Source organism: Arthrobacter sp. 08Y14, from assembly GCF_002929455.1.
Lineage (GTDB): Bacteria > Actinomycetota > Actinomycetes > Actinomycetales > Micrococcaceae > Arthrobacter_B > Arthrobacter_B sunyaminii.
In genome coordinates this window covers 791072-817387 of record NZ_PJIX01000002.1, presented here as the reverse complement: position 1 = coordinate 817387, position 26316 = coordinate 791072, and the positions used below count along the sequence as shown (strand labels likewise).

At 63.9% G+C, this 26316-nt stretch carries 21 protein-coding genes; 13 read left to right on the top strand and 8 right to left on the bottom strand.

Going from position 1 to position 26316, the window contains the following annotated elements:
- The first annotated feature begins 64 nt into the window (after positions 1 to 64).
- Complete coding sequence (locus tag CXR03_RS10300) at positions 65 to 1807, top strand: DUF4389 domain-containing protein (RefSeq protein WP_104103698.1); 1743 nt, start codon at positions 65 to 67, stop codon at positions 1805 to 1807.
- A gap of 29 nt (positions 1808 to 1836) precedes the next feature.
- Here CXR03_RS10300 and CXR03_RS10295 read toward each other — a convergent pair whose 3' ends face one another.
- Entirely contained in the window at positions 1837 to 2199 is a 363-nt protein-coding gene (locus CXR03_RS10295; RefSeq protein WP_104103697.1) for a VOC family protein, read from the bottom strand.
- Positions 2200 to 2515: 316 nt separating this feature from the next.
- On the opposite strand from CXR03_RS10295, the gene CXR03_RS10290 reads away from it, so the two are divergent.
- Positions 2516 to 2947: an acyl-CoA thioesterase gene (locus tag CXR03_RS10290; protein WP_104103696.1), complete on the top strand. Its 432-nt coding sequence runs from the start codon at positions 2516 to 2518 to the stop codon at positions 2945 to 2947.
- A gap of 193 nt (positions 2948 to 3140) precedes the next feature.
- A complete protein-coding gene (locus CXR03_RS10285; protein ID WP_104103695.1) occupies positions 3141 to 4193 on the top strand; it encodes an SDR family NAD(P)-dependent oxidoreductase in 1053 nt (350 codons plus the stop codon).
- A 21-nt stretch (positions 4194 to 4214) separates the two neighbouring features.
- On the opposite strand, the gene CXR03_RS10280 is transcribed toward CXR03_RS10285, so the two are convergent.
- Complete coding sequence (locus tag CXR03_RS10280) at positions 4215 to 6638, bottom strand: glycoside hydrolase family 3 C-terminal domain-containing protein (protein WP_258073589.1); 2424 nt, start codon at positions 6636 to 6638, stop codon at positions 4215 to 4217.
- A gap of 154 nt (positions 6639 to 6792) precedes the next feature.
- On the opposite strand from CXR03_RS10280, the gene CXR03_RS10275 reads away from it, so the two are divergent.
- Positions 6793 to 8454 (top strand): AarF/ABC1/UbiB kinase family protein, encoded by a 1662-nt coding sequence (locus CXR03_RS10275; protein ID WP_104103693.1) that lies wholly within the window; start codon positions 6793 to 6795, stop codon positions 8452 to 8454.
- A 70-nt stretch (positions 8455 to 8524) separates the two neighbouring features.
- On the opposite strand, the gene CXR03_RS10270 is transcribed toward CXR03_RS10275, so the two are convergent.
- Positions 8525 to 9850, bottom strand: a complete 1326-nt coding sequence (locus tag CXR03_RS10270; RefSeq protein ID WP_104103692.1) for an MFS transporter — start codon at positions 9848 to 9850, stop codon at positions 8525 to 8527.
- A gap of 198 nt (positions 9851 to 10048) precedes the next feature.
- Between CXR03_RS10270 and CXR03_RS10265 the strand changes: the two genes are divergently transcribed.
- From CXR03_RS10265 to CXR03_RS10255, 3 genes are read left to right on the top strand one after another with little or no spacing between them, the layout of a single operon-like run.
- Positions 10049 to 10930, top strand: coding sequence for a shikimate dehydrogenase (locus CXR03_RS10265; RefSeq protein WP_104103691.1), 882 nt, complete (start codon positions 10049 to 10051; stop codon positions 10928 to 10930).
- Positions 10931 to 10942: 12 nt separating this feature from the next.
- A complete protein-coding gene (locus CXR03_RS10260; protein WP_104103690.1) occupies positions 10943 to 12832 on the top strand; it encodes a bifunctional sugar phosphate isomerase/epimerase/4-hydroxyphenylpyruvate dioxygenase family protein in 1890 nt (629 codons plus the stop codon).
- A 10-nt stretch (positions 12833 to 12842) separates the two neighbouring features.
- Positions 12843 to 13607, top strand: a complete 765-nt coding sequence (locus CXR03_RS10255; RefSeq protein ID WP_104103689.1) for an IclR family transcriptional regulator C-terminal domain-containing protein — start codon at positions 12843 to 12845, stop codon at positions 13605 to 13607.
- A gap of 24 nt (positions 13608 to 13631) precedes the next feature.
- Here CXR03_RS10255 and glsA read toward each other — a convergent pair whose 3' ends face one another.
- From glsA to CXR03_RS10240, 3 genes are read right to left on the bottom strand one after another with little or no spacing between them, the layout of a single operon-like run.
- Entirely contained in the window at positions 13632 to 14585 is a 954-nt protein-coding gene (gene glsA, locus CXR03_RS10250) for a glutaminase A (protein ID WP_104103688.1), read from the bottom strand.
- A complete protein-coding gene (gene gadC / locus CXR03_RS10245; protein ID WP_104103687.1) occupies positions 14582 to 16342 on the bottom strand; it encodes a putative glutamine/gamma-aminobutyrate antiporter GadC in 1761 nt (586 codons plus the stop codon). The genes glsA and gadC overlap by 4 nt, the downstream gene beginning before the upstream one ends.
- 18 nt (positions 16343 to 16360) lie before the next feature.
- Positions 16361 to 17743: a glutamate decarboxylase gene (locus tag CXR03_RS10240; RefSeq protein ID WP_104103686.1), complete on the bottom strand. Its 1383-nt coding sequence runs from the start codon at positions 17741 to 17743 to the stop codon at positions 16361 to 16363.
- Between the two features lie 296 nt (positions 17744 to 18039).
- Between CXR03_RS10240 and CXR03_RS10235 the strand changes: the two genes are divergently transcribed.
- The 4 genes from CXR03_RS10235 (at position 18040) to CXR03_RS10220 (ending at position 22246) form a co-directional block, all read left to right on the top strand.
- Positions 18040 to 18450: an Hsp20/alpha crystallin family protein gene (locus CXR03_RS10235; RefSeq protein ID WP_104103685.1), complete on the top strand. Its 411-nt coding sequence runs from the start codon at positions 18040 to 18042 to the stop codon at positions 18448 to 18450.
- Positions 18451 to 18460: 10 nt separating this feature from the next.
- Complete coding sequence (locus CXR03_RS10230) at positions 18461 to 20488, top strand: MFS transporter (RefSeq protein ID WP_104103684.1); 2028 nt, start codon at positions 18461 to 18463, stop codon at positions 20486 to 20488.
- Positions 20489 to 20762: 274 nt separating this feature from the next.
- Positions 20763 to 22007, top strand: coding sequence for an inorganic phosphate transporter (locus CXR03_RS10225; RefSeq protein WP_104104095.1), 1245 nt, complete (start codon positions 20763 to 20765; stop codon positions 22005 to 22007).
- A 2-nt stretch (positions 22008 to 22009) separates the two neighbouring features.
- Positions 22010 to 22246, top strand: coding sequence for a hypothetical protein (locus CXR03_RS10220; RefSeq protein WP_104104094.1), 237 nt, complete (start codon positions 22010 to 22012; stop codon positions 22244 to 22246).
- Between the two features lie 123 nt (positions 22247 to 22369).
- Here the strand turns inward: CXR03_RS10220 and CXR03_RS10215 are convergent, their stop codons facing one another.
- The gene (locus tag CXR03_RS10215; protein WP_104103683.1) at positions 22370 to 23449 is read right to left on the bottom strand and encodes an alkene reductase; all 1080 of its coding nucleotides are present in this window, start codon (positions 23447 to 23449) and stop codon (positions 22370 to 22372) included.
- Positions 23450 to 23660: 211 nt separating this feature from the next.
- On the opposite strand from CXR03_RS10215, the gene CXR03_RS10210 reads away from it, so the two are divergent.
- Together CXR03_RS10210 and CXR03_RS10205 are read left to right on the top strand one after the other, a co-directional pair.
- Positions 23661 to 24215 (top strand): dihydrofolate reductase family protein, encoded by a 555-nt coding sequence (locus CXR03_RS10210; RefSeq protein WP_104104093.1) that lies wholly within the window; start codon positions 23661 to 23663, stop codon positions 24213 to 24215.
- 154 nt (positions 24216 to 24369) lie between these two features.
- Positions 24370 to 25641: an HNH endonuclease signature motif containing protein gene (locus CXR03_RS10205; protein ID WP_104103682.1), complete on the top strand. Its 1272-nt coding sequence runs from the start codon at positions 24370 to 24372 to the stop codon at positions 25639 to 25641.
- A gap of 106 nt (positions 25642 to 25747) precedes the next feature.
- Here the strand turns inward: CXR03_RS10205 and CXR03_RS10200 are convergent, their stop codons facing one another.
- On the bottom strand, positions 25748 to 26236 hold the full coding sequence (locus tag CXR03_RS10200; RefSeq protein ID WP_104103681.1) for a hotdog fold thioesterase: 489 nt from the start codon (positions 26234 to 26236) through the stop codon (positions 25748 to 25750).
- Between the last annotated feature and the right edge of the window lie 80 nt (positions 26237 to 26316).

Sequence of the window (26316 nt, the reverse complement as noted above, 5' to 3'; positions counted from 1 at the left end):
GTGTTGACTCTGCGGCGCGGCCGGACAACCCTTTGGATAGGGGTGGACCGGGCGGGAAAGCGTCATGAGGACCGGCAGGATTGTCATGTTCGTCATCGGCTGTTTGCTGATGCTTATTGGGCTCGGACTGGCGGTGGGAGCCGCCGCTGTCGGGGTATTCAACGCAGGCCAGGGTGATGACCGCTACCTCTCCGTTCCCGAGGAGGTCTACGAGGTTGACTCGTACGCCCTGATCGTGCCGGACCTTGAAGTCAACGGGGTGCGCTCGGAAGATCAGGTGGCAACCCTGCAGGTGCAGGGAGAGCCAACTCAATCCGGCCAGGAACTCTTTATCGGTATTGGCCCGAGTGATGAGGTGGACCGTTACCTCCTTGACGTGCAGTACAGCGAGCTGCAGGAAGTGAACTTCCGTCCGTTCCGCGCCGAGTACGAGGAGGTGAACGGAACCCGGGCTCCTGCGCCTCCGGGTGAGCAGGATTTTTGGGCGGAGGCATCCAGCGGCACCGGCGAGCAGTCACTGGAATGGAGCCTGGAGGAAGGTGACTGGTCCGCAGTGGTGATGAATGCTGACGGGAGCCGGCCGGTCTCAGCGGAGCTTCAAGTGGGTGCACGCTCCGAATTGCTCCAGCCGGTCACCTGGATCCTGCTGATCTCCAGCATCGTCTTCCTCGTCGCTGGAATTGCCCTCGTGGTGATCGGATCATCGGGGCTGCGCCGCCATCCGGTGGGGCCGGCTGCTGTAGGGGAGCAACAAGGAGGGCCGGGGCAACCTGTTGGGCCGGGGCAACCTGTTCAGACGTCGGGTACCCCGCAGACCTACGGCCAGATGCAGGACCGCTACGGGCAGGGGCAGCAACCAGGCTCCGGTTACCGCCCTGTCAGGCCCGGCGGGGCCACCGCGGCGGGAGCAGCCGGAACTGCATCTGCAGGAGCAGTGTCCGCAGGCGCATCAGGGGGCGCAGGGGTGCGGGTTGGTGTGCGCGATCCGGGACTGACCGGTCCGCGCTATCCGGTGCGGCTCTACGGAGAAATCGATCCGAACCTCTCGCGCTGGATGTGGCTGGTCAAATGGTTCCTGGCAATCCCGCACTACATTGTGCTGTTCTTCCTGTGGATAGCTTTCTTCGTGTCCACCGTGGTTGCCGGTTTTGCTATCCTGTTCACCGGCCGGTACCCGCACGGGCTGTTTGACTTCAACGTGGGCGTGGTGCGCTGGAGCTGGCGGGTAACGTTCTATGCCACCCGTGTCCTGGGCACCGACCGGTATCCGCCGTTCACGCTGGACCGTACGGACTATCCGGCGGACTTCAGTGTTGACTACCCCCGGCAGCTCTCCCGCTGGCTGGTGCTGGTGAAGTGGTGGCTCCTCGTTATACCGCAGGCACTGGTGGTCGGTGCGTTCTCGGAAGCAGCAATTGTCGTCAACAGGTTCTATGTTTCCGGAGGGCAGGAAACAGAAAACTGGACCGGGATGGTTCCGGGCGGCAGGTGGACCGATGCCTGGGAGAACGGATGGGAGAGCACCCCCGATGTGGTGAGCAGCCAGGGGCTATCCCTGCTGGCGCTGCTGGTCCTCATTGCGGCGGTCATCCTGCTGTTCCGCGGCAGCTATCCGCGGCACCTCTTTGACCTCATTATGGGACTGAACCGCTGGTCCTACCGGGTGCTGGCCTATGCTGCGCTGATGCGGGACGAGTATCCGCCCTTCCGCCTGGACCAGGGCCCTGCCGACCGCAGGGACGAGGCCGCAGAGCTGGGCAGGCCGGACCTGGAACCGGGACCGACGACGGGAGCGGGCCGCCGCTAGCCGCGAATAGTCCCCTGCGCGGGCCGGGACTATTCGCCGGAGGTTCCGAGGATGCAGAACTCATTGCCCTCGGGGTCGGCCAGCACCGTCCAGGTGACGTCCGGACCCTGGCCGACGTCCGCCCGGACGGCGCCCAGATCCAGCAGCCGCCGGACTTCTTCGGAGCCCGTGGAGCCAGTGGCCCGCAGGTCCAGGTGCAGACGGTTCTTCACTGACTTGCGCTCCGGCACGGTCAGGATATCGATCGGCGGACCGTCACCATCCCTGGGGACCAGACTAATGACGCCCTCTTCTTCCTCGTCAACCCGGTAGTTCAGTGCCTGGATCCAGAACTCGGCCAGACGGCGGGGATCCACGGAGTCAAGGGCAATCTGGGCAAAGGAAAGGGTCATGGAGGGCTCCCGGCCGGAGGATCTTCGCTGTGATAAGCCAAGTTGGTTTTGGAGCCTGAAACTAACACCGGGTCCGTATCCGGTCAACCTGGAAGGTATCCCGTCAACATGAAAGATATCCGGTCAGCATGGAAGATTGCAGACGTGCACCGGAAAAACCATCCCGACGGCGGGGTGTTTTCAGTCACCGGGTTCCCGGGGGAACGGCGCAGCGCCGGGGCGGGAGCGAAACACCGGCGTGACGGATGTGATGGCCGTCCGTCTGCGCGGTCACAGCCGTCCGCCTAAGCCCGCCGGGCCTCGCTAACCTTGAAATATGGATCTCCAGAATATCAACTTCAATACCCGGAAATGGGTCCGTCCGGAAGACCTGAACGCCAACGGCACACTGTTCGGCGGCAGCCTTCTGCGATGGATCGATGAAGAAGCAACAATTTACGCCATCCTGCAGATGGGCAACGGTCGAGTCGTCACCAAATTCATGTCGGAGATCAACTTCGTCAGCTCCGCCCAGCAGGGCGACTTGATCGAAATGGGTTTGCGGGCCACCAAATTTGGCCGCACGTCACTGACCATGCGGGCCGAGGTGCGCAACATGGTGACCCGTCGCAGCATCCTGACGATCGACCGGATTGTTTTCGTGAACCTTGGCGCGGACGGTAATCCCACCCCGCACGGGTATACGGAGATCACCTACGACCGGGACCGGCTGCCCGCCGAGCACCTCCCCGTCGCCGTCGACGCCTAGGGGCCGCCGGCCACGGCAGCGACCGTTTTGCTGCACCGGGCTCCCTTTGCGCCGTCCGCAGGAGCCGCAGGAGCATCCCCGTGGGATACTCGACCCAGCAGCACTTGCCCTTGGATTCAAGGTGCGGCTGCGGCCGCGGACCGGGCCAGTACCCTTCCGGGCCGCGACTGACGCCGTGCGGAACGGAGCCTTGATGCCGGATCCCGTACAACATCTCAGCGCTGATTCCCTGATTGGCGAGTGGCTTGACCACCCCACCGGGCGCACCGTCTTGATCGACCTGCTGGCCCGCCGCAGTCCGGATGCACGGGCACTGTATGCGATCCGCATGCTGCCGCTTTCCACCTTGGCGCCGCTCAGCAACGGCGTCATCACTACGGAATATCTGGACCTCATGGTGGAAGCGGCCAACCGGCTCATCGATCAGCCGTCGGTTCATCCGGCAACGGCCCACCTCTTTCCGTCGGCTCCGCCCCCGGCGCCCAACGATTGGCACGAACCCCTGGTCGAAGGCCGTTTTGACGGCAAGACGGTGGTGGTGACCGGTGCCGGGTCGGGGATTGGACGCGCAACCACGTTGCGGGTAGCCCGCGAAGGCGGACGCGTGCTGGCCGTCGATCTCAGCACCCTGCGGATGGAAGCACTGCTGGAACGCAACCAGGACCTGGACGTCAGCGGCGTCGTAGCTGACATCTCCACCCAATCCGGTGTCGACAAGATTGCGGTGGAGGTCGGAAACCGGCTGGATGGACTCGCCATCGTAGCGGGAATCGCCGACAACATGGTTGCCCTGCATGAGGTGGAGGACGAGCTGTGGGAGAGCGTTTTCCGCATCAACGTGGATGGACCGTTCCGTTTGTCGCGTGCACTGATTCCGGTGATGCTTTCCCGGGGGAGCGGGTCCATCGTCAACGTGTCCTCCCAGGCCGGGCTCCGCGGTTCGATCGCGGGAGCTGCCTACACCGCCTCCAAACACGCCGTCATTGGGCTGACCCGCAGCGCGGCCTTCATTTACAGCCCGCGCGGCATCAGGGTCAACGCGGTCATCCCCCGGCCAACCAAGGCTGCGCTTGAGTCCAATTACGGCTCACTGGGCGGCGCCGGACCGGTTCCGTCTCTGTCGCTGACGTCCCCCGATGTCGAGTCTGCGCAAATCGCCTCGCCCATGACTTATCTGCTGAGCGACGACGCCGCCAACGTTACGGGCGCCATCCTCCCGGCGGACGAAGGCTGGGGCATCGCCTAAATGCTGGTGGAGCCGGGCACATCACTGTGCGCCGCGGGTGCCCTGCAGCCAACCTTCCAGCTGCTTCAGCAGATCGGGCGTTACGGGGCTGCCCGGGAACCGTGCCATCCGGTTCAGCGGCATATTGCCCACCAGCGCCAGGGAAGCTGCCAGACCCCCGGTGCTATCCATGCCGCCCGTGTTGTCCTGGCCGGCAGCGTCCATGCCGCCCGCGTTGTCCTGGCCGGCAGCGTCCATCCCAGCCATGGCCGCGGCGGTTAGGGCGGACACCAGTTCTGCGGCCGCGGCAGGGTTCGCCAGCCACTCCTGAATGGAGGAGGCCGTGCTCAGAGTAAGCTCGGGAACGGTTCCATCAAGGGCGGCTACCCCGGCCAGCCGGAGGTCACGGGAGGACGCCCCCGCCTCGATGCGGTACTCGCCGGCGTCGGCCACCCACGACATGCTCTCCGGATCGAAACGCGACAGCGCGCGGGTATCGAGGGAAAACCTCAGCCGGCGGGATTCACCCGAACCCAGGTGCACTTTTTCGAACCCTCGCAGTTCCCGGAGCGGACGCAGCGGACGCTGCTGGGCGCCGTCGTCATCCGGAGCGCCCACGTACAGCTGCACCACATCGCTGCCGGCGCGGCCGCCCGTATTGGTGACCGTCAGTTCCACATGCACTTCCTGGTCTGCGCCGGCACCGGTGCTGCGGATATCCAGGTCCGTGTACCCGAAACTGGTGTAGGAGAGTCCGTGCCCAAAGGGGAAAGCCACCTCCCGGCGCCGGGTGTCGTACCAGCGATAGCCCACCAGCACCCCTTCGCCGTACCGTACGGTGCCGTTTTCGCCGGGGTAGTTGCCGTACGCGGCAGTGTCCTCCAACCGGACGGGAATCGTTTCAGCCAGCCGTCCGCCGGGGTCCGCCCGGCCAAGCAGGACGTCGGCCAGTGCCGACCCGCCCGCTTCGCCCGGAAGCCAGGCTTCCAGGAGGGCGGGAACATGATCTGCCCAGGCCGTGGTCACCACCCCGCCGTTGGAGAGCACCACGACGGTCCGCGGATTAGCCTGAAGAACGGCGGAGAGCAGCTCGAGCTGCTCGCCAGGCAGGTCCAGAGTGGTGCGGTCATAACCTTCGGACTCCGCCTCGTCGGGCAGCCCCAGGAAGACGACGGCGGTAACGGCTGCCGCGGCGGCCGCCGCGGCCGTTTCGATCAAGTCGACCGGCCCGGCCCCGGGCTGGCTCAGGAGGGTTGCTTCGGACTCCGGAGCCGGACTGGCGGGGAGTGCGTATCCGGGTTCAAACAAGAGCTCGGGCAGATCCTGCTGCAGGGCGTCGAGCGGACTGACAAGGCGGACCGGGTTCACCTTGGAGGAACCGCTTCCCTGATACCGGGGGGTGCGGGCCAGCTCGCCGATAACGGCCACGGCACCTTCGGTCTGCAACGGAAGGATGCCGCCCTCATTCTTGAGCAGGACCATCGACGCCGCTGCCGCCCGCCGCGCCAGATCGTGACTGGCCGCATATACCGCTGCGCTGCTGCCGGCTGTCCCTGCCGTGTCGGCTGTACCTGCTGTGTCGGCTGTGCCGCTGTCCGATCGGGGCGGTACGCGGTCCACGAGGCGCAGGATCCGGGCAGCCGCAGTGTCAATCTGTTCCTCCGTGAACATTCCCGCGTCCAACCCGGCGGTGATTTCCCGGGCACCCAGGCCGCCGCTGGAGGGCATCTCCAGGTCCAGTCCGGCAGCGAGCGCGGCCGCACGGTTGGTAACGGCGCCCCAGTCCGACATTACGGCTCCCTCATAACCCCAAGTTCCGCGCAGCACCTCCCCGAGCAGCCACGGGCTCTCGGCGGCGTGCAGTCCGTTGATCTTGTTGTAGGCGGCCATGATGGTCCACGGTTCCGCCGTACGCACCACAATCTCGAACGCACGCAGGTAAATCTCATGCAGGGTGCGCTGATCAACCACTGCGTCCACCCGCATCCGATCCGCCTCCTGGTTGTTGGCGGCGAAATGCTTGGGACTCGTCCCCACCCCGGCGGCTTGGACCGCCTTCGTCCACGCCGCCCCCAGCTCCCCGGCCAGCAGCGGATCCTCCGAAAAGTACTCAAAATTGCGGCCGCACAGGGGAGTGCGCTTGATGTTGAGCCCCGGGCCCAGCAGGACATCCACGCCTTGGAGCCGGGCCTCGCGTGCGACGGCGGTGCCAAGTTCAGTGAGCAGGCTCCGGTCCCAGGAGCAGGCGGTGGCACATTCTGCGGGAAAGCAGGTGGCCGGAAAGGACTCACCGAGCCCCAGGACGGCTTCGCCGGACGGCCTCCGGACGCCGTGCGGACCGTCAGAGAGCACCAGGGGGCGGATTCCATGGTTGGGCAGGGCAGCGGTATCCCAGAACCCCGCTCCGGACAGAAGTGCGATCTTGTCCTCCAGGCTCAGGTCCCGGAGTGCGGCTGGTATATCCACGAACGTCTCCCTCATCGGCGGGTTCCGAGTCTAAAGCGCGTGCCCCCGGCTGTGAAAGGGCAGGTGCACCCTGTTAGGACCTCCCTGCCCGGCCGTAGGGTTTCAGATACGGTTGCAGTGTTCCACGGCCTGCCTCCGGGACGGGAGCCCACGCATGAAGACCCACCTCGACCGCTACCGCCAGATTGCCGAAATCCTGTACCGCAACGGGTTTGGCTACCTTGTCGCTGCCTCGGGCCTGGAAAACCGGCTGCCCTTCCGGCGCAGGCCGCAACCTTCAGACCGGCCGCCGGGCGCCGCAAACGCCCCCGAATACCTGCGCCGGGCGCTGGAGGAGCTGGGTCCCACCTTCGTGAAGATGGGGCAGCTGCTGTCCACCCGGCAGGACCTGCTGCCGCCCAGATACCAGCAGGAACTGGCCAAGCTGCAGGACAAGGCCGAGCCTGTGCCCTGGGAACAGATCCAGCCGGTGCTGCAGGCGGAACTGGGCTCGGACGCGATGGAAAGGTTCTCCGCCTTCGGCACCGCGCCGCTGGCCAGTGCCTCCATTGGACAGGTCTACGCTGCCCGGCTGCGCAGCGGCGCCGACGTGGTGGTGAAGATCCGCCGTCCGGGTGTGGAAGAGGAAGTGAATGAGGACCTGGATATCCTCCTGGGTTTGGCCGGCTATGCGGGAAGGCACTGGGAAGCGGCTCGCGACTACGACGTCAAGGGTTTGATGGAGGAGTTCGCCGAGACCCTCCGTGAGGAGCTGGACTACCAGCAGGAAGCCCGCAACACCAACCGTTTTGCCCTGAACTTCCAGGACAGTGCGACTGTCCACATTCCCAAGGTGTATGCCGATTTCAGCACATCCAAAGTCCTGACCCAGCAGCGCCTGTACGGACTCAAGGTTACGGACACCGCCGCCATCGATGCCGCCGGGATTGACCGCAGGGCGCTCGCCGCCGACGCCGCCGCCGCGGAAATGAAGATGGTCTTCGAGGACGGTTTCTTCCATGCAGATCCCCATCCGGGGAACATCTTCGTGGAAAAAGGCGGACGGATCGGACTGATTGACTTCGGAATGGTGGGGGAGGTGGATGACAGGCTGCGCTCCCAGCTCTCGGCGCTCTTTGTCGCGGTGTTTCGCAAGGATGCGGAGCGGATGGCCTCGGCACTGATCCGGATGTGCCCAACGTCCCGCCGCGTGGACCGGATCCAGCTCCGCCTGGACCTGCAGCAGCTGATACGCCTCTATGACGGGAGGACACTCGGAAACGCGCCCGTGGGCCGGATTATCAACGTGGGAATGGGCATCATTCGCACCCACCACCTGCAGCTGCCCCGGGAAATGGCGCTCCTGCTGCGCATGCTGATCATGACCGAGGGCATGGGGGAGGTGCTGGATCCGGACTTCAGCATGGGTGAGACCCTGGCTCCGTACGCCCGGCGGATGACCATGCGCCAGATGAATCCGGTGACCTTTGTCCGGCGTCTGGGACAGGCCGGTGCCGAGACGCTGGAGCTCAGCGCGGAGCTCCCGGATCAGGTGCGGAGGCTGCTGACGACGCTGGACTTTGAAGGCCTGGAGATCCATTTACGGGCCGAAGAGCTCGCTCCGCTGGTGGTGCGGCTGGAGAAGGTGGGCAACCGGATGGTTGCTGCTATTTTTGCGGCGGCCTTCATCCGCGGGGTGGGCGAATTGGCGTTGGGGGACGCTGAGCGCTGGAAGTCCTGGCAGGCCCCGTTGATGACTGCCGGCCTTGCCTCCACCGGTGCCCTGGGCGGTTATCTTGCCTGGACCGCACGGAAGCAGCGGATGGGGAGGTACTAGCGGCTGGCGGGAGCCATCCTCAAGGATGGCTCCCGACCCGGTGTTCAGATCCAGCCGCGGCAAGTGCTCATTACGCCTTCGGAGTGCTCCTGGCCATACCCAATTCCGCCGTCGGCGTCCGATACGTCTCCTTTGCCGTCAGGGCCGATACCGAAGCGATGATGCTGATTGCCGCGGTGAACAGGCTGATGACCACCCAGCCGCCCGGTTCCAGTCCGCCCAGTGCTGCCACGATGGACGGTGCGAAGCCGGCCATCAGGAAGCCCAGCTGGGTGCCGATTGCCAGCCCGGAGAAACGGACCTTGGCACTGAACATTTCGGCGTAGAAGGACGGCCACACCGCGTTGGCGGCAGCGTAGCCGCAGGAAAACACTGCCACGGACAGTGCGAACTGCAGCAGCGTGTTTCCCGATTCCATCGACAACAGATAGAACGGCATCACCGCAGCGGACGAGAGGGCACCGTAGATGAACACGGGCTTGCGCCCGATCCGGTCAGCCAGCATGCCGAAGAGCGGCTGCGTCCCCAGCGCGACAACGTTTCCGGCTACCACAAGCCAGAGGGTGATGCTCGCGTCGACGTCGCCCACCTCGGTGCCGTACTTGATGGCCAGCGTGCCGTACACGGTGGACACCGCTGCAATGAAGGCACAGCAGATGACGCGCAGTACATCGCGCCAGTGGTGGGCCAGCAGGTCACCGACGGGGAGCCGGGAGATTTCATTGTTGGCCTTCGCTGCGGCGAAGGTGGGGGTTTCATGCAGCGACCGGCGGATGAAGTAGGTCACCACGACCACCACGGCGCTGAGCCAGAACGGAATGCGCCATCCGATGCCGTACTTGATGTCATCCGGCAGGGCCAGCACCGGGATGAAGACCAGCGCGGCAAGAATCTGCCCGCCCTGGGTTCCGGTGAGCGTCCAGGAGGTGAAGAAGGAACGGCGGTTATCCGGTGCATGTTCAAGTGTCAGTGAGCTGGCTCCGGCCTGCTCTCCGGCGGCGGACAGGCCTTGCATCAGCCGGCACACCACCAGCAGGGCCGGAGCCCACCAGCCGATGACGTCGAAGCTGGGAAGGCAGCCGATCAGGAAGGTCGACGCTCCCATCAGGACCAGGGTGAACATGAGGACTTTCTGGCGGCCCACCCGGTCACCGAAGTGGCCGAGCACCACTGCGCCCACCGGGCGGGCAACGTAGGCGAAGCCGAAGGTTGCCAGCGACATGACTGATGCTTGCGTGCCGGAGTCCGGAAAGAACACATAGGGGAAGATCAGGGCCGCGGCTGATCCGAAGATGAAAAAGTCGTAGTACTCAACGGCGCTGCCCATGAAGCTGGCTGCCGCCGCCTTTTTGGGCGTCTTGGTGTGGACTTTGTCCGCTGGGACAGTCTCAGTCATGGGTTCTCCTGTGGAGGTGTGCTGCAGGAATGAGTAACGGGAACGATGTGCAGTGTGCGCTATCCGCACATGTGTGCATATTTCGAACAGTTCAAGTAATGTAGCTCACAGCTGCAGGCATCGGCAACGTTTTTACGCCGCAGTGTTACGCCCAGCCGGCGCGGGAAGCCCCGCCCGCACCGCGAAAGGACGCGCTTCGTGAGTAATCCATCGGAGTCTTTTTTGGTTGGCCTCATTGGCGAGGGCGTTACGCCGTCCCTCTCGCCGCCCATGCACGAGCATGCCGCCGACAGGCTGGGGCTGCGGTATCTTTACCGGCCTGTGGATTTGTCGGTACTCGGACCGGGCGAGGGTATCGAAGCCGCGCTGAAGGCCCTGCTGCACGGCGGACGCGATCTGGGCTTCAACGCCTTCAACATCACCCACCCGTGCAAGCAGCTCGTCCTGCGCTGCCTGGACGAGGTGTCCGACGACGCGGCCCGGCTGGGCGCCGTGAACACCGTCCTGATCCGGGACGGAAAATTCATCGGACACAATACTGACTTCTCCGGATTCGCGTCCGCGCTGGCAACGGGTCTTCCGGATGCGGTCCTGGACCGCGTGGTGCAGCTGGGCGTGGGCGGCGCCGGCTCCGCCGTCGCGTATGCCCTGCTCAAGGCGGGCACCAAACACCTGACCCTGATCGACGTCGAGTACTCCCGTGCTGCCGAACGCGCCGAGGCACTGGGCCGGCTCTTTCCCGGCCAGACCGTGGCCGCGGCGGACAGTGCGGATCTGCCCGCCGTCCTGGCTGAAGCGGACGGCTTTATGCATGCCACCCCGGTGGGAATGCACTCCCACCCCGGGCTGCCCCTGGACCCGGAACTGCTGTCACCCCGGCAGTGGGTTGCCGACGTCGTCTACCGTCCGCTGGAGACGGAACTGGTCCAGGCCGCCCGTGCGCGGGGCTGCGCCGTGCTGGACGGCGGCCAGATGGCAGTCGGGCAGGCGGTGGACGCGTTTGAACTGATCACCGGTATCCGGCCGGATCCGGACCTGATGCGCGCAGATTTTCTGGATCTGATCGAGCGCGGACTGTAAGGGAGGGGCACTGTGCGTACGTCCATTGCAACGGTGTGCCTGAGCGGCACGCTGGAAGAAAAAATGAGGGCTTGTGCGGCCGCCGGGTTCGACGGTATCGAGATTTTTGAGCAGGACCTTCTCGTGTCGCCGCGCAGTCCGGAAGATATCCGGGACCTGGCGGCCAGCCTCGGCCTAACCCTGGACCTGTACCAGCCGTTTCGGGACTTTGAAGGCGTCAGCGAAGATCTCCTGGAGGCGAACCTCTACCGTGCGGAGGCCAAATTCTCGCTGATGAACCGTCTGGGTGCGGACACGATGCTGGTGTGCAGCAACGTTGCCACCGCCAGCATTGACGACGACGGCGTTGCTGCCGCCCAGCTGCGCAGGCTGGGGGAGGTCGCCGCAGGGTACGGAATCCGGCTCGCGTATGAGGCGCTGGCCTGGGGACGGTACGTGAATGACTACGAGCACGCCCAGCGGATTGTCGATCTGGCGGATCACCCCAATGTGGGAACCTGCCTGGACAGCTTCCACATCCTTTCCCGCGGGGCGGACCCGTCCGGAATTGAAAAAATCCCGGCTGAGAAAATCTTCTTCGTCCAGCTGGCAGACGCCCCGGAGCTGTCCCTCGACGTGCTGTCCTGGAGCCGGCATTACCGGGTATTTCCCGGCGAGGGCGCCTTTGACCTGACGGCCTTTATGGTGCATCTGGTCCGCAGCGGCTACGACGGACCGGTGTCATTGGAGGTTTTCAACGATGTCTTTCGGCAGACTTCCGAGGACCGCACTGCTGTGGACGCCATGCGCTCGCTGATCTGGCTGGAAGAGCGGACTTCCGTGCGTCTCTCGGAGCGGGACCAGCTTTCCGGGAACGACGCCGGCCCGCGCAGGTATCCCATGGACCTCGCCACACTCCCTGTCGTGGCCGAGCCAACCGGTTTCAATTTCGCCGAGGTGCTGGCGGAGGACCCCGGTGAGGTGGAAAGGATGCTGTTCCAACTGGGTTTCCACTGTGAGGGCACCCACCGTACAAAGCCGGTCCGGCTGTGGAGTGCCGGCGGGGCGCGGGTGATTATCAACCAGCAGCAGGCGCGCGGCCTGGCCCCCGCGATTTCCGCCCTGGGACTTGATGTTCAAGATCCACCGGCTGCGGCTTCGCGGGCCGTGCAGCTGAAAGCACAGCCCGTCAGCAGGCGCAGCCAAGCTGACGAAGCCGTCCTGCAAGCCGTGTCGGCTCCCGATTCCACTGAAATTTTCCTGTGTGAGGCCACCGGGGACGGAACAGTTGCATGGGCGGAGGAGTTTGGATCCGACGGCGTCGTCGAAGGTGAGCCGCTGATCACGCACATCGACCACATCAACCTCTCCCAGCCCTGGCAGCACTTCGACGAGGCTGTGCTGTTCTACGAGTCCACCCTTTCCCTGGTGCCGCGCGCGTCACAGGAAGTTCCGAGCCCCATGGGACTGGTCCGCAGCCAGGTGATGTGCAGCAGCGACGGGGCTGTCCGGCTGGCCCTGAACATCGCACCGATGGCACTGGAACAGTCGGGTTCCCACGGCGGTCCGGAGTATCCGCAGCATGTGGCCTTTGGCTGCAGCGACGTGGTCGCGTTGGCACGGCAGGCACGGCAGCGGGGGCTGGATTTCCTGCCGGTCCCGGCCAACTATTACGAGGATCTCCAGGCACGGTTCCGGTTGGACGCGGCACTGCTGAAAAACCTCCAGTCCTTGAATCTGTTGTATGACAGGGACGAGGACGGTGAATTCCTGCATTTCTACACAGCAACGGTGGGAAACGTGTTCTTCGAGGTGGTGGAGCGCCGGTCACGGTATGACGGCTATGGGGCGCCCAATGCCCCGGTGCGGCTGGCCTCGCAGTATCAGCGGGCGCGCGGCGGCAGCCGGGACCGCGCCAGCTAGGATGGGCAAAATGGGGGCTGAAGACGGATACTACGTAAAGTCGACGGAGAAGACCCTCGCGGTGCTGAGTTCTTTTACGCCCGAGCACCCGAGGTTGAGCGTTAGTGCAGTGGCGGCGGCAACGGACTTGAGCCGGGCCGCGGCCCGGCGCTTCCTGCTGACCCTCCGCGACCTGGGGTACCTGCGCAGCGACGGCACCGTGTTCGAACTGGCACCGCGTTCCCTGGACATTGGCTCAGCCTTCCTGGCAACACTGACCCTGCCATCGGTCGCGGAGCCCCATTTGAAGGCTCTCGCCGCGGATCTGGGCGAAACCACGTCCCTCTGTGTGCTCGACGGCATGCACGTGGTCTACGTGGCACGCTTTACGGCGCCCCGGCTGGTTCACGTCTCCGTCAACGTGGGCACAAGGTTTCCCGCATGGGCGACGTCCATGGGGCGCGTCCTGATCGCTGCACTTGAACCGGACGAGCGTGAAGCCCATCTGGCCGCCGTCGAAATCCAGCCATTTACTCCGCACTCCGTCTCCGGTCCGGCGCAGCTGCGCGCGGAGGTGGAACTCGCCGGCCGCCGGGGATGGTCCCGGGTCACCGACGAACTGGAGGGCGGCCTGCGCGGGGTGGCCGTGCCGGTGTCCCGCGCGGGCAAAGTAGTGGCGGCCGCCAATGTATCCCTGCAGACTCATCGGGATCCCGACGAGTCCTTGGAGGAGACGGTTATTCCACAGTTGAGGTCGGCCGCGGAACGGATCACGGCCGACCTCAACTTTCGGTAACTGCTCCCTGCCTATTACTGGGTCTTATTGCTCCGCGTAGTCCGTCGAGTTGTAAATGTTCAGGTTCAGGGCCGCAGCCACCTGCGCCACGGCTTTCTGCCCCCGGACACTGTTGCCCACCGGATCCAGCGGGGGAGAGAAGGCAGCTATGGCCAGGGTTCCCGGCATGACGGCAAGGATTCCCCCGCCCACACCGCTTTTGCCCGGAAGGCCCACCTTGTAGGCCCAGTCCCCGGAGGACGTGTACATTCCCTCCATGGTCATTTCCGCCAGGATCGGCGGAACCAGGGATGCATCGAACACCTGCTTTCCCGTGACCGGATTCCGGCCCCTGGCGGCCACTGTGGCTCCCATCGTTGCCAGATCACGGGCGGTCACCAATGTGGAGCACTGCCGGGTGTAAACCTCGCAGGCTTCCATCGGATCCGAATACATGGTTCCGCCCGAGTACAGCAGCCACGCGATGGCGCGGTTGTGGAAGTTGGTGGACTGCTCGGAGTCATTGACGGCATCGCTGAGGTGGATCTCCCGTCCGGCAAATGCGCTTTGCATGTCCAGGATTTTCTGCCACCGCTCATCCGGGGACTCTGCCGGGATCAGTGACACGGTGGACATGGCCCCCGCATTCACCAGCGGCGAAACCGGCTTGTTATCGTGCATCGCCACAGCCATCACCGAGTTGAACGGCTCGCCGGTGGGATCGGCACCCACTTTGTCATGGAATTCCCGCAGCCCCACGTCCTGCATCGCCAGGGTCATGGAAAACACCTTGGAAATGGATTCCAGCGCAAATTCGAATCCGGTGTCACCGGCTTCAAACAGTTCGCCGTCGGCCGTCACCACGCACACACCGAACAGGGACGGGTCCACGGAAGCCAGATACGGAATGTAACTGGCGTTGGCCCCGCCGGTGTCCTTGGCATGGTCCGAGTACGCCGTTTGAACGGCCTGGGTAATTGCTCCTTTATCCGGCATCATAAGGCTGCGCTCCCGCCTACGGCGGGCCCGGGACGGGGCCTGAGCGGTGGTTTGCCGGTGCCGCCGGTCCCGCCCGGCTGAGCCGCGGAGTCACCCGCAGCTGTTCCGGTTGCCGGTCCGGCTGCGGCGTCCGAACCGGATGACGCCGATGTGCCCGCGAGCGCCTGTTCGACAAGCACCGAAGTCGGAACGGAGGACTTGGACACCGTGCCGGGATGGGTGTGTTCGATTTGCCACGTGAACGGCTCGAAGTTGCTTTCAGGATCCCGCCAGTGCGGCTTGCGCAGAGCGTAAATCACCAGCGGCAGGATCACGAAGATCGCCGCGCCCCCGATCAGGATGCCCACGTACACTGCGGGGGAACCGACGGAAATCTGGTCCGGGGGAATGAAGCTGAAGACAAAAGCCACCAGGGACCCCAGGAATCCGAGACCGCCAATAAGCCACATGCCAACGTTCCCGCCCGGAACCCGGTAGGGGCGCGGCCGGTTCGGCTGGCTGAACCGCAGGTAAATGGCGCCGGCAAACATCAGCAGGTACATGATCAGATAGAGAATCACCGTGAGCTGGCTCAGGATCTGATACGCGGCCTGCACTGACGGAAGAACGACGTAGATGAAGCCCAGTCCGGTAACAGCGAAGGCCTGGAAGAACAGGATGTGGGTACCCATGCCGTGCTTGTTGGTGTGCTGCCAGAAGCGGGGCAGGTAACCGGCCCTTGCGACGGTGAGCAGCCCCGTTGAGGGGCCAGCCACCCACGTGACCACGCCGGCCAGTACTCCGATCAGAAGCATGACTGCGACAATCGGGCCCGCCCATCCAATTCCGGCCCACTCGAACATGTCGTTGTAGGACGTGAGCAGGCTTTGGGTCAGGTTGATATCGGCCTGGGGAACCACAAACGCAATGGCGAGCGTGCCCAGGACAAAGATGATGACCGTTCCGGCCGCCGCAATCAGTACTGCGATTGGATAATCGCGGGTTGGATTCTTGACTTCCTTTACGTGGATGGCGTTCATCTCCATGCCCGCATAGAACAGGAAGATGCTCGCCGCCAGCACTACGTTGGAGAAGTTGGAGAAATCAGGGATGAGCTCTCCCCAGCCCATCTGGATCTGCGGGGTGTTGCCCGCGAAGTAATAGGAGAACCCAAGAACGATGAGGATGATCGCCGGAATGATGGTGCCGACGATCCCGCCCCACTGGCTGACCTTGGAGAAGGCCGCTGCTCCCCGGAAGGCAATGAACGTGGCCAGCCAGTACACCACCAGCACCACGGCCAGGACAAAGACTTTGTTGCCTGCCAGCTGCGCGTCTATGTTCTGGTTCTCCCCGGTATAGGCCAGTGACACCGCACCAAAGGTCAACACGGTGGGGAACCAGATGGTGACTTCAATGAACAGCATGAACATGGCCAGGAAGGCCCAGCGCGGCCCGAAGGCCTCACCGACCCAGCGGAAGACACCGCCGGTCTCCGGCCAACCTGTTGCCAGCTCTGCGGCCACCAGGGATACCGGTATCAGGAACACCACGGCAGCGAGCACATAGTAGAAGATTGAGCTCAGTCCGTATTCCGCTTCCGAGGGCAGGCCCCGGAGGCTGACCACTGCCACGATGTTCATGACCGCCAGGGCGCCAATGGTAATGGTCGCGGCCTGTTTGGATTTTTTTGATGTCTGAGTCGGCGTAGGTGTCGTGGGGCCGGATGCGCCCGAACCCGCCGCTGATGAACCGCTCGATGCAGTGGGATCACTCATTGAACTCACCTCCCGAGGTTAGTGATGGAAGCCAGGCTGTGCTGACTCCTGCGGCATCGGCGATTCAAGCCGATCGAGGTACTCGGTTTCCTTCCGGATGTCATCCAGGAGACTGTCCGCCAGATCCATGCTGAGGCCGTTGCGGACGACGATCCGCTCTACTGTCAGCTTCTCCAGGTTGCTGGGCATTGGATAAGCCGGCACCAGCCACCCTCTGGTTCGCAGCCGTTCGGCCAGGTCATACAGGGTCCATTTGTCCGTGTGGCCCTCTTTGAGCCGCCAGGCAAATACCGGGATGTCCGTGCCGTCGTTCCACAACTCGAACGGTCCCATTTCACTGATGCTGGAGGACAGATAGACCGCAACGTCCTGGCAGGCCTGCTGGATCTTGGCGTACCCCTCGCGCCCCAGCCGCAGGAACAAATAGAACTGGAGGACGACCTGGGCTCCGGGCCGCGAAAAGTTCAGGGCGAACGTGGGCATGTCTCCGCCCAGATAGCTCACATAGAAGATCAGGTCCTCGGGCAGCCACTGGCGTTCGCGCCACACCACCCAGCCGAGTCCCGGGTACACAAGCCCGTATTTGTGGCCCGAGGTGCTGATGGAGTGGACCCGGTCGATCTTGAAGTCCCACTCAAGATCCTGATGGATGAACGGGGCGATCATTCCGCCTGATGCTGCGTCCACATGAATGTTGATGTCCAGTCCGGTCGAGGCTTGGATATCGTCGAGCTTCGCGGCGATCTGCTTTACCGGTTCATACATGCCGGTGTAGGTGACGCCCATGATGGCAACCACGCCAATGGTGTTTTCATCGACGTACTTTTCCAGTTCGAAGCCGTCCAGGCACTTGTGCTCCTCGCTGATGGGCACCAGCCGGGCCTCGACGTCGAAATAGTTGCAGAACTTCTCCCAGCACACCTGGACTGCCGAACTCATGACCAGGTTGGGTTTGTCCGTTGGTTTCCCGTCCGCCCTGCGGGCGCTCTGCCACAGCCGCTTGAGCGCGAGTCCGCCCAGCATGCAGGCCTCCGAGGAACCCACCGTGGAGGTGCCGATGGTTCCTTCGGGGTCCGGCGAGTGCCACAGGTCGGCAAGGATCTTCCAGCAGTTCTGCTCAATCTGGGCCGTCTGCGGATACTCGTCCTTGTCAATCATGTTTTTGTCGTATGTCTCGGCGTACAGCCTGTTGGCGTGATCGTCCATCCAGGTGCTCACGAACGTAGCCAGATTCAGCCGGGCGTTTCCGTCCAGCATGGTTTCGTCATGAACAATTTGGTATGCCGTTTCCGGCATCATCTGTCCGTCGGCCAGCTTGGTTTTCAGTGCAATTGTGTCTTCACCCGGACGGGCGAAGAGCGGATTAACCGACAGGGTGTTTTTGTCCCGTTTTTGTGCCATGGTTGTGACCTTTCATCGGCGATGCCGAGACCGGCACCGGGCCGCAGTGAACGGCAGCCAGGAATCTCTCAAGGGCGCGCATCAAAAACACTACGTCCGGCAAAACGGCCATACCAGCCCCCACGGGGTCCCTGCCGCCGGGACGGAGCAATCAGATGTTGTTCCGGTGCTTCAGGCGCCCGGACGGCTTCGGATGGTTGAGCGGGCGAGCGTGCCGCGCGTAGCGTGTGAACCGCACAGCGTGTTCCACAGACCGAGCTTTATCTCGCATCATCAGAGCTGCAAGGAGATTTCCCATGGCTGGACTAGCGCGGCGTGACCGGTTTGAACTGCCCGAACCGGTGCGCAAATTCTTCGAGGGTGACTGGGAGGTGCCGGCGTTTCCCGTGGAGGAATACCGGGACGGTTCCAGCATGGTGGTGAAGGCCGAACTGCCCAACATCGACCCGGACAAGGACCTGGACGTTTCCGTAAGTGACGGTGTGCTGCACATCAAGGGCGAGCGCCGCGAAGAGTCCGAACACAAGGACAAGAACGGTTACCGCAGCGAATTCCGTTACGGCTCCTTCACCCGCGACATTCCCCTGCCTGCCGGATCCAGCCAGGACAACGTCACCGCGTCCTACAACGACGGCGTCCTGGAGGTTCGGGTGCCGGTGCCGGAGGTTGGGTCTTCATCCACCAAGGTGTCCATCTCCCGGGGCTAGCAGCACTCCGATGAGCAACGCGCCATCGGAGCGGACCGGCACCGGCAACGGGGGCAGCCGGCGGAAATTTCCGGACTGGGTGGTCATCGCCACCCTGGGATGCGGCGGAATCGCCGTGTCCCTGGAGAAGACGGCGGTGGTGCCGCTGCTTCCGGAGTACCCGCGAATCTTCGGTGTGACCAGCGACGACGTGTCTTGGCTCGTCACTGTCACCCTTCTCACGGCCGCAGTGGCGACACCCATCGTTTCCAAACTGGCCGACATGTTCGGCAAAAAAAGGATGCTGCTGATCGCCATGGCCATGATGGTCGTTGGCGCCTTCACCGCATCCGTCGGCGGAACGTTTTTCTGGGCACTGGTGGGACGTGGTCTCCAGGGCTTTGCCGGAGCGGTGATCCCGGTGGGAATCAGCATCCTGCGCGACGCGCTGCCACAGCAAAAAATTGCCGGGGCCGTGTCCCTCATGAGTGCCAGTTTCGGCATCGGCAGCGCCCTGGGACTGCCCTTGTCGGGATTCATCTACGAGAATTTGGGGTGGCAGGCGACCTTTTGGGTCGTGGGCCTCATCGCGGTGGTGATCTTTGCCGCCGTCGTGGTTTTTGTACCGGAGTCCCGGGTCCGCACGCCCGGCCGCTTTGACTACGAGGGTGCACTGCTGCTCTCTGCGGCCATGACGGCACTGCTGCTGGCGATCAGCAAGGGCGGTGTGTGGGGCTGGACCAGTGACGCAATCCTCGGATTGTTTGCTGCCGCCGCAGTGCTCCTGGCGTTCTGGTTTCCCCTGGAGCTGCGTAAGGGGCAGCCGCTGGTGGATTTGCGGACATCCGCGCGGCGTCCGGTGCTGCTGACCAACGCGGCGACCGTCCTGGTGGGATTCTCCATGTATGCCAACATGCTGGTCACAACCCAGCAGCTGCAGCTGTCCAGGGAGAGCGGATTCGGTTTCGGGCTGAGCGTGCTGGTGGCCGGGCTCACCATGATCCCCGCCGGACTGGCCATGGTGGCGGCTGCGCCGCTGTCCGCCTTTGTCACCAATACCTTCGGTGCGAAATCCACCATGGTCCTGGGCTGTGCCGTCATGGCGGCGGGCTACATGTCACGGGTGGTACTTGTCCACACCGTCACGGGCATCATTATCGGCGCCGTGATCATTTCCGTCGGAACCGCCGTAGCCATGGCAGCCATGCCAACTCTCATCATGAGCAACGTTCCGCTCACTGACACCGCAGCAGCCAACGGCGTGAATACTCTGCTGAGGTCGGTGGGTACCTCAACCTGCAGTGCTGCCGTTGCCACCATTCTTGTTTCCATCACGATCAGGGTGGACGGCACCGTCTTTCCGGGGGTGGACGCTTTCCGGGCAATCTTTGCGATGGCCGGGTGTGCCGCGCTGCTGGCCACGGGCATCTCCTGCTTTATTCCCCGCTCCGTGCGCCGGGAGGCAACACATCCGGCGCTGCATGCGGAGCCCGGCCAGGTCCAGCCGCCCCCGGTGGACGCCAAGCAGGAGATTATGGTTACCGGAACTCTGCTGGCCGACGACGGCCGGACCCCGGTTCCCGGCGGCGTGGTCCTGGCCACGGACCGCCGGGGCCAGCAGGTGGACTGGGACCGGGCGGACGACCGCGGGCGCTACGCCGTCGTGCTCCCGGGAGACGGCCAGTACCTCCTCATCGCGACCCAGCACCAGTGGCGGCCCGTTTCAGAGACCCTCACCTTTCCCGGAGTTCCGCACAGCCATGACATCCGGTTCAAGGCACGGCTAACCCTTACCGGAAAGATCACCCATGACAACCGTCCGGTGGACGGGGCCCTGGTGGTCCTTGTACGGCCGTCGGAGGGGGAAACAGTTGCCGTGCGTTCAGACAATGCCGGCAACTACGAGCTGCCGCTTCCCCGTTCCGGAACGTACATCCTGACCGTAGTGGAGCCGGACGGCGCCACCTCCCACACGCGCCGGGTCACCCTCCCGGCGCCCAACACCGTGATTGACGTGGAACTCGGCACAACGCCGCCCACCACAGGGCTGCGTATCTAGGGGCCGTGTCCAGGTGCCTGCCGGCCTGGGCACACCTGTTCGAGACCAAACACACACCCCGGCTTTTGTGTCCCTGGTTGGTTCAGAGCATAGGATCTATCTGGCATATTCTGGGTGCGGTCCCCTCGGGGACAGTGCGCCCGCACGTCAGGAGCGTTTCGGCGCACACCGGAGATATGCTGCCGCCGCGGTCTGCAGTATCGAAGGCCCGGATGCGGCCGCGAATGTTTTGACGGACTTCTATTTCCTTCTTATTTTTCAGTTAGGGTACCTGGTGGACCTCACCCTCATGGTGGCGCTGGTGATTGCGCTCGCATTATTTTTCGACTTCACCAACGGCTTTCACGACACAGCCAACGCAATGGCAACCCCCATTGCCACCGGCGCAATCAAGCCAAAGAACGCCGTAGCCCTGGCGGCCGTGCTGAACCTCGTGGGGGCTTTCCTGTCCACAGAGGTAGCCAAGACCATTTCCGGCGGCATCATCCGCGAAGGAGACGGCGGCATCCAAATCACCCCGGTCATGATCTTCGCCGGTCTGCTCGGCGCCGTGATCTGGAACCTCATCACCTGGCTGCTGGGTCTTCCTTCCAGCTCCTCCCACGCTCTCTTCGGCGGTCTGATCGGCGCGGCGGTTGTGGGTGCGGGTTTCGGCGCCGTGGACTATTCCGTGCTGATGTCCAAGGTCATCCTGCCGGCGTTCATCGCACCGGCAATTGCCCTGTCCGTAGCGTATTTGGCCACCAAGCTGGCCTACTCCATCACGCGCCGGCATGATCCGGATTCCGGCGACAAGCTGCCCCGCAAGCGCGGCGGTTTCCGCTACGCACAGATCTTCTCCTCCTCTCTCGTGGCCCTGGCGCACGGCACCAACGATGCGCAGAAGACCATGGGCGTGATCACCCTGGTACTGATCTCCGGCGGTTTCCAGGCAGTTGGAACCGGCCCGGTGCTGTGGGTTGTTGCAGCCTGTGCCTTCGCTATCGCCGCAGGCACCTATGCCGGCGGCTGGCGGATCATCCGCACCATGGGCACCGGCCTGACGGACGTCAAACCGGCTCAGGGATTCGCGGCCGAGACCAGCACAGCGGCAGCGATCCTGGCGTCGACTCATCTGGGGATGGCCCTGTCCACCACGCAGGTCGCCTCGGGTTCGGTGATTGGATCCGGCCTTGGACGCAAGGGTGCCGAGGTCCGCTGGGGTACGGCGCGCAGGATTGCCGGCGGCTGGCTGCTCACCCTCCCGGCTGCTGCCGTCATGGGAGCTGGGGCTGCAGCGGTGGCCGGTACGGGAATGATCGGCGTAACCATTGACGGCATCCTGGGCCTGGCCATCATCCTGTTCATCTTCCTCTGGTCCCGCCGCAACCGGGTGGGCCATGACAATGCCGTGAGCAACATCGACAATGCCGGCGGTGCTGTGCGCATCAAGAAGGACAAGTCCCGCTCCAGGAGCTCGGTTTCCACCGGGGCACCGGAAGCATCCGCCCGGCCCAAGAATAAGGAACACTCCAAATGAGCATCGACTGGCTTGCCTACCTTGTGGTGGCCCTGGTCACCCTTGTGGCGACACTCCTCGTCGTCGGACTGTATTCAACCGGTGTACGCCTTTATGCAATCTCGTCCGATGCCCAGCCCCGCCCCGCAGCCCAGGGCAGGCTCGTGCTGGTCAAGGCCGGCGCGTACGCGTGCTTTGCACTGTGCGGGGCGGCTGTGCTGTTCGGCGTTTACCTGATTGTCCCGGCCCTGCACTTCTAGCGGAGGGCTGCCGCCTAGCGCTAACCGGAAAACACTAAAGCCCGGCGACGGCGGCCACTGAGGTGGCCGTCTTCGCCGGGCTTTAGTGTGCTTGTTTCAGGTGCCCCTACAGCTGCCCGGACCTTAGACGGCGTCGGCGTAGGCGGGGTAGTCCGTGTAGCCGGCAGCGCCGTCAGTGTAGAAGGTGCGCGGATCAGGGGTGTTCAGGGGCAGGTCTTCCTGCCAGCGGCGCACCAGGTCCGGGTTCGCGATGGCGGGCCGGCCCACCACCACGCCGTCGCACAGGTCGTCCTCCATCATGCCAATGGCTTCTTCCCGGGTCGTGATGACGCCGAAGCCCGAGTTCAGGAGGACCGGGCCGCCGAAGCTGCGGCGCAGTGCCTGAACCATAATGTCCGACGGGTCCTGGTGCAGGATGCTCAGGAACGCCGGCTTCAGGGGCGCAATGCCCTCCACCAGGGCGGTGTACGTTGCCAGGACCTCTGCCGGGTTGGTTTCCAGTGCACCCTGGACATTGTGCTCCGGAGAAATCCGAATGCCGGTGCGGTCAGCGCCAATGGCCTCAGCCACCGCCCGATAGACCTCAATGACAAAGCGTGCGCGGTTCTCCGGAGTTCCGCCGTAGCTGTCGGTGCGCTGGTTGGACTCCGCAGACAGGAATTCATGGAGCAGGTAACCATTGGCGCCGTGCAATTCCACGCCGTCGAACCCTGCCTTCATGGCTGCACGCGAACCGGCAACGAATTCGTCGATGACGCCCGGCAGTTCGGCCTCGGTGAGGGCATGGGGCACGGGGTAGGGCTGTTTGCCGTCGTAGGTGCGGGTGAGGCCGTCTATCGCGATTGCGCTGGGGGCCACCACCTCGCGGCCGCCGTTGGTTCCCGGATGGGTCACCCGGCCGGCATGCATGACCTGGGCAACAATGCGCCCTCCGGCAGCGTGGACAGCATCCGTCACGTTCTTCCAGCCGGCAATCTGCTCGTCTGTCACCAAGCCGGGCTGACCCGTGAAACCCTGTCCTGCGAACGAGGGATACGTTCCCTCGCTGACGATCAGGCCCAGGGAGGCGCGCTGGCTGTAATGCTCAGCCATCAGCGCCGTAGGTACTCCGTCGCGGCCGCTGCGGGTGCGTGTCAGCGGAGCCATGATCAGGCGGTTGGGCAGTTCTATGCCGCCGAGGGTCAACGGTGAAAAAAGGTTCACAAAAAAGACTTTCTGTAGATCGCGCCGCGGATGCCCAGTGGCAGGTCCCGGCGCTGGTGGTTCGCGCAACTCTCCAGTAACTCCCAACCGTCGGGCAGGGTGAGGTATTCCTGAGCTCGATTCCGGGGGGGCCTTGCGGATTCAGCGGGCAAGAGGCAGAGGGCCGCGCCGGGGCCTGTGCCTGCGGGGCTGCGCGGCTAGCATGGGCGGCATGGGCGGAACTATCTACTATGTTGCAGCGTCGCAGGATGGATTCATCGCGCGGGGGCGGGGCCCGGGAGAATGGCTCCGGGCGTTTGCGGGTGCCGGGGAGTTTGCGGATGGGTCGGGGGAGGCGGCGCACGTCGCAGAATTCCTCGCCGCTGCCGGTGCGGTAGCGATGGGAGCTGAAACCTACCGCTCTTTCGTGACGGATCCCGGGTCCTGGCCGTTCGGGAGCATTCCTGTGTGGGTCTTTACCCATCACGAGTTTCCGGGGATTTCCGGGGCGGATATTACCTTTGTGCGCGGCGATGTTGCTGAATTCCATCCGGACATCCTCCACGACGCCGGCCAGAGGGACGTGGTGTTGACCGGGGGTGGAAACCTGGCGGGGCAGTTTCTGGATTCCGGGCTGGTGGATGAAATGGTGGTCACCGTTTTGCCTGTTTCCCAAGGGAGCGGTCTCCGGCTGACGCACGTGGTGGAAGGTATTGATCCTGCCGGTGCGAGGGAGCCTTCCATGGGGAGTGCAGTGCTGCAGCGGCGATATGATCTGCGCCGGTAGGTGAGTCTTGGTGAGTCTTGGTGAGTCTGGTGAGGCGGCGTGGCTGCACTAAGCGCGCAAGACCGGGGCTTTCCCCTAATTCGAGTAGATCACCAGTAACTCTATAAGCGATTGTCCCTGTTTATCGTCGTGGTGGACCAATAAAATAGTACGTATGTTCGATAAATTACGGGTTGTAGCTCAGGATGCGTCTATCCGTATCTGGATGGAAGAGCTGGCCAAAGTTGCAGCATGGCCGGCATGCTCTGCGGGGCCGGAGTTGATTGACCAGATCCGCGCGTTGGAAGAACTCAAAGCTGCAGCGTCGGCCGCCCAGGCGCGGGCCGCTGCCCTCGTCGACTCTGCGGTACGCCGCAGCCAAGCGGACGCCGGAGTTCAAAAGGAGCAGTTGGGTAAAGGCATCGGGGCTCAAATTGGCTTCGCCCGACGGGAATCACCGCACCGGGGAACCCAGCTGCTTGGTTTGGCCCGCATCCTGACCAAGGAAATGCCGAAAACCCTGCAGGCCCTGTCCGGGGGATTCATCAGCGAATGGCGGGCAACGATCCTTGCCAGGGAAAACGCATGCCTCACACTTGCGGACCGGCAACGGATCGATGACATGCTGGCGGGGAATCCGGCAGAACTCGAAGCGCTGGGGGACAGACAGTTGATCGCGCGGATTAAGGGCCTTGCCTACGGGATGGATCCGGCGTCAGTGGTGAACCGGGCTGCCAAGGCCGAGTCGGAGCGTTTTGTGTCCTGCCGTCCGGCTCCGGACACCATGACCTATCTGACCGGACTGCTGCCTGTCGCCCAGGGGGTGGAGGTCTTCGCCACGCTTGCACGGGAGGCGGACCGGCTGCGGGTGGCGGGGGATTCGCGGGGCCGCGGCCAAATCATGGCTGACACGCTGGTGGAGCGCATCACCGGGCGGTCCAAGGCAGGTGATGTGCGCGTGGAGGTACAGCTGGTCATGACGGATCAGACGCTCCTGGCCGGTGCGGCCGAGCCTGCTGTCCTTCCCTGGTATGGGGTAATCCCGGCACAGTTTGCCCGTGATCTGGTCCGGCGGAAGCTCGAAACATCGGGCAGCAACGACGGTTCCCGCAACTCCGGCAGTTCCGGCAACACGACAACGGAGGTGTGGCTGCGGCGGCTGTTTACGGCTCCGTCCACCGGCCAGCTGGTCGACATGGATTCGAAGGCGCGGCTGGTTCCGGCAGGACTGGCCCGCTTCATAGCCGCACGGGACCAAAACTGCCGGATGCCGTGGTGCGGGGCGCCCATCCGGCACTTCGACCACATCAGACCCTGGCATGTTGGCGGCACAACCGCCGCCAACAATGTGCAGGGATTGTGCGAGGCCTGCAATCACGCCAAAGAGGCGCCGGGTTGGGCCTGCTCGGTATCGAACGGTGAGCCCGGTGCCGGCCCATACCGTTGAAACCGTCACGCCCACGGGTCACCGCTACAGATCAGCAGCGCCTGCTCCTCCCGGAATTCGGGTGGCGTGACCGGAGTTCGGGTGGCGTGACCGAGCGGCGGGGGTCTCAGCGGGCGTCGCGGATCATGTTCGTGATGCGCGCAGTGCTCAGGCGGCGGCCCTCTTCGTCGGTCATGACCACTTCATGCGTCACCAGGGTGCCACCCAGATGAATGGCGGTTGCCGTCCCCGTGACGGTGCCCGAAGCGATGGCGCGGTGATGGGTGGCTCCGATTTCGATACCGAGGGCCTGCCGCCCGGGGCCCGCGTGCAGTGCTGCACCGAAAGAACCCAGAGTCTCGGCCAGCACCAGATGGGCGCCGCCGTGCAGAATCCCGGCCACCTGCTCGTTGCCGGCCACGGGCATGGTGGCCACCAGCCGCTTAGCACTCATTTCCGAAAAACGGATACCCATCTTCACGACCAGGGGGCCGACTCCGTTGGCACTCAGCCAGCTGTGCATTTCAGGCGGGACTCCCGCTTCGTTCAACTGATCGGTGTACTCGTTGGCTGGCTCGGCCGGTGCGCTGATGCCCGGCGTGAAAATGTCGCTCATGCCAACTAGGCTTACACCTGTGAGTGAATCTACCAAACTGGCCGATATCCAAGCCGAAACCCCTGCTGAAACCGTACTTG

Bases quoted from the DNA above. Each gene is read 5' to 3' on its own strand.
- CXR03_RS10300 (WP_104103698.1), top strand. From the start codon at position 65: ATGAGGACCGGCAGGATTGTCATGTTCGTCATCGGCTGTTTGCTGATG.
- CXR03_RS10295 (WP_104103697.1), bottom strand. From the start codon at position 2,199: ATGACCCTTTCCTTTGCCCAGATTGCCCTTGACTCCGTGGATCCCCGC.
- CXR03_RS10290 (WP_104103696.1), top strand. From the start codon at position 2,516: ATGGATCTCCAGAATATCAACTTCAATACCCGGAAATGGGTCCGTCCG.
- CXR03_RS10285 (WP_104103695.1), top strand. From the start codon at position 3,141: ATGCCGGATCCCGTACAACATCTCAGCGCTGATTCCCTGATTGGCGAG.
- CXR03_RS10275 (WP_104103693.1), top strand. From the start codon at position 6,793: ATGAAGACCCACCTCGACCGCTACCGCCAGATTGCCGAAATCCTGTAC.
- CXR03_RS10270 (WP_104103692.1), bottom strand. From the start codon at position 9,850: ATGACTGAGACTGTCCCAGCGGACAAAGTCCACACCAAGACGCCCAAA.
- CXR03_RS10255 (WP_104103689.1), top strand. From the start codon at position 12,843: ATGGGGGCTGAAGACGGATACTACGTAAAGTCGACGGAGAAGACCCTC.
- glsA (WP_104103688.1), bottom strand. From the start codon at position 14,585: ATGATGCCGGATAAAGGAGCAATTACCCAGGCCGTTCAAACGGCGTAC.
- gadC (WP_104103687.1), bottom strand. From the start codon at position 16,342: ATGAGTGATCCCACTGCATCGAGCGGTTCATCAGCGGCGGGTTCGGGC.
- CXR03_RS10240 (WP_104103686.1), bottom strand. From the start codon at position 17,743: ATGGCACAAAAACGGGACAAAAACACCCTGTCGGTTAATCCGCTCTTC.
- CXR03_RS10235 (WP_104103685.1), top strand. From the start codon at position 18,040: ATGGCTGGACTAGCGCGGCGTGACCGGTTTGAACTGCCCGAACCGGTG.
- CXR03_RS10230 (WP_104103684.1), top strand. From the start codon at position 18,461: ATGAGCAACGCGCCATCGGAGCGGACCGGCACCGGCAACGGGGGCAGC.
- CXR03_RS10210 (WP_104104093.1), top strand. From the start codon at position 23,661: ATGGGCGGAACTATCTACTATGTTGCAGCGTCGCAGGATGGATTCATC.
- CXR03_RS10205 (WP_104103682.1), top strand. From the start codon at position 24,370: ATGTTCGATAAATTACGGGTTGTAGCTCAGGATGCGTCTATCCGTATC.
- CXR03_RS10200 (WP_104103681.1), bottom strand. From the start codon at position 26,236: ATGAGCGACATTTTCACGCCGGGCATCAGCGCACCGGCCGAGCCAGCC.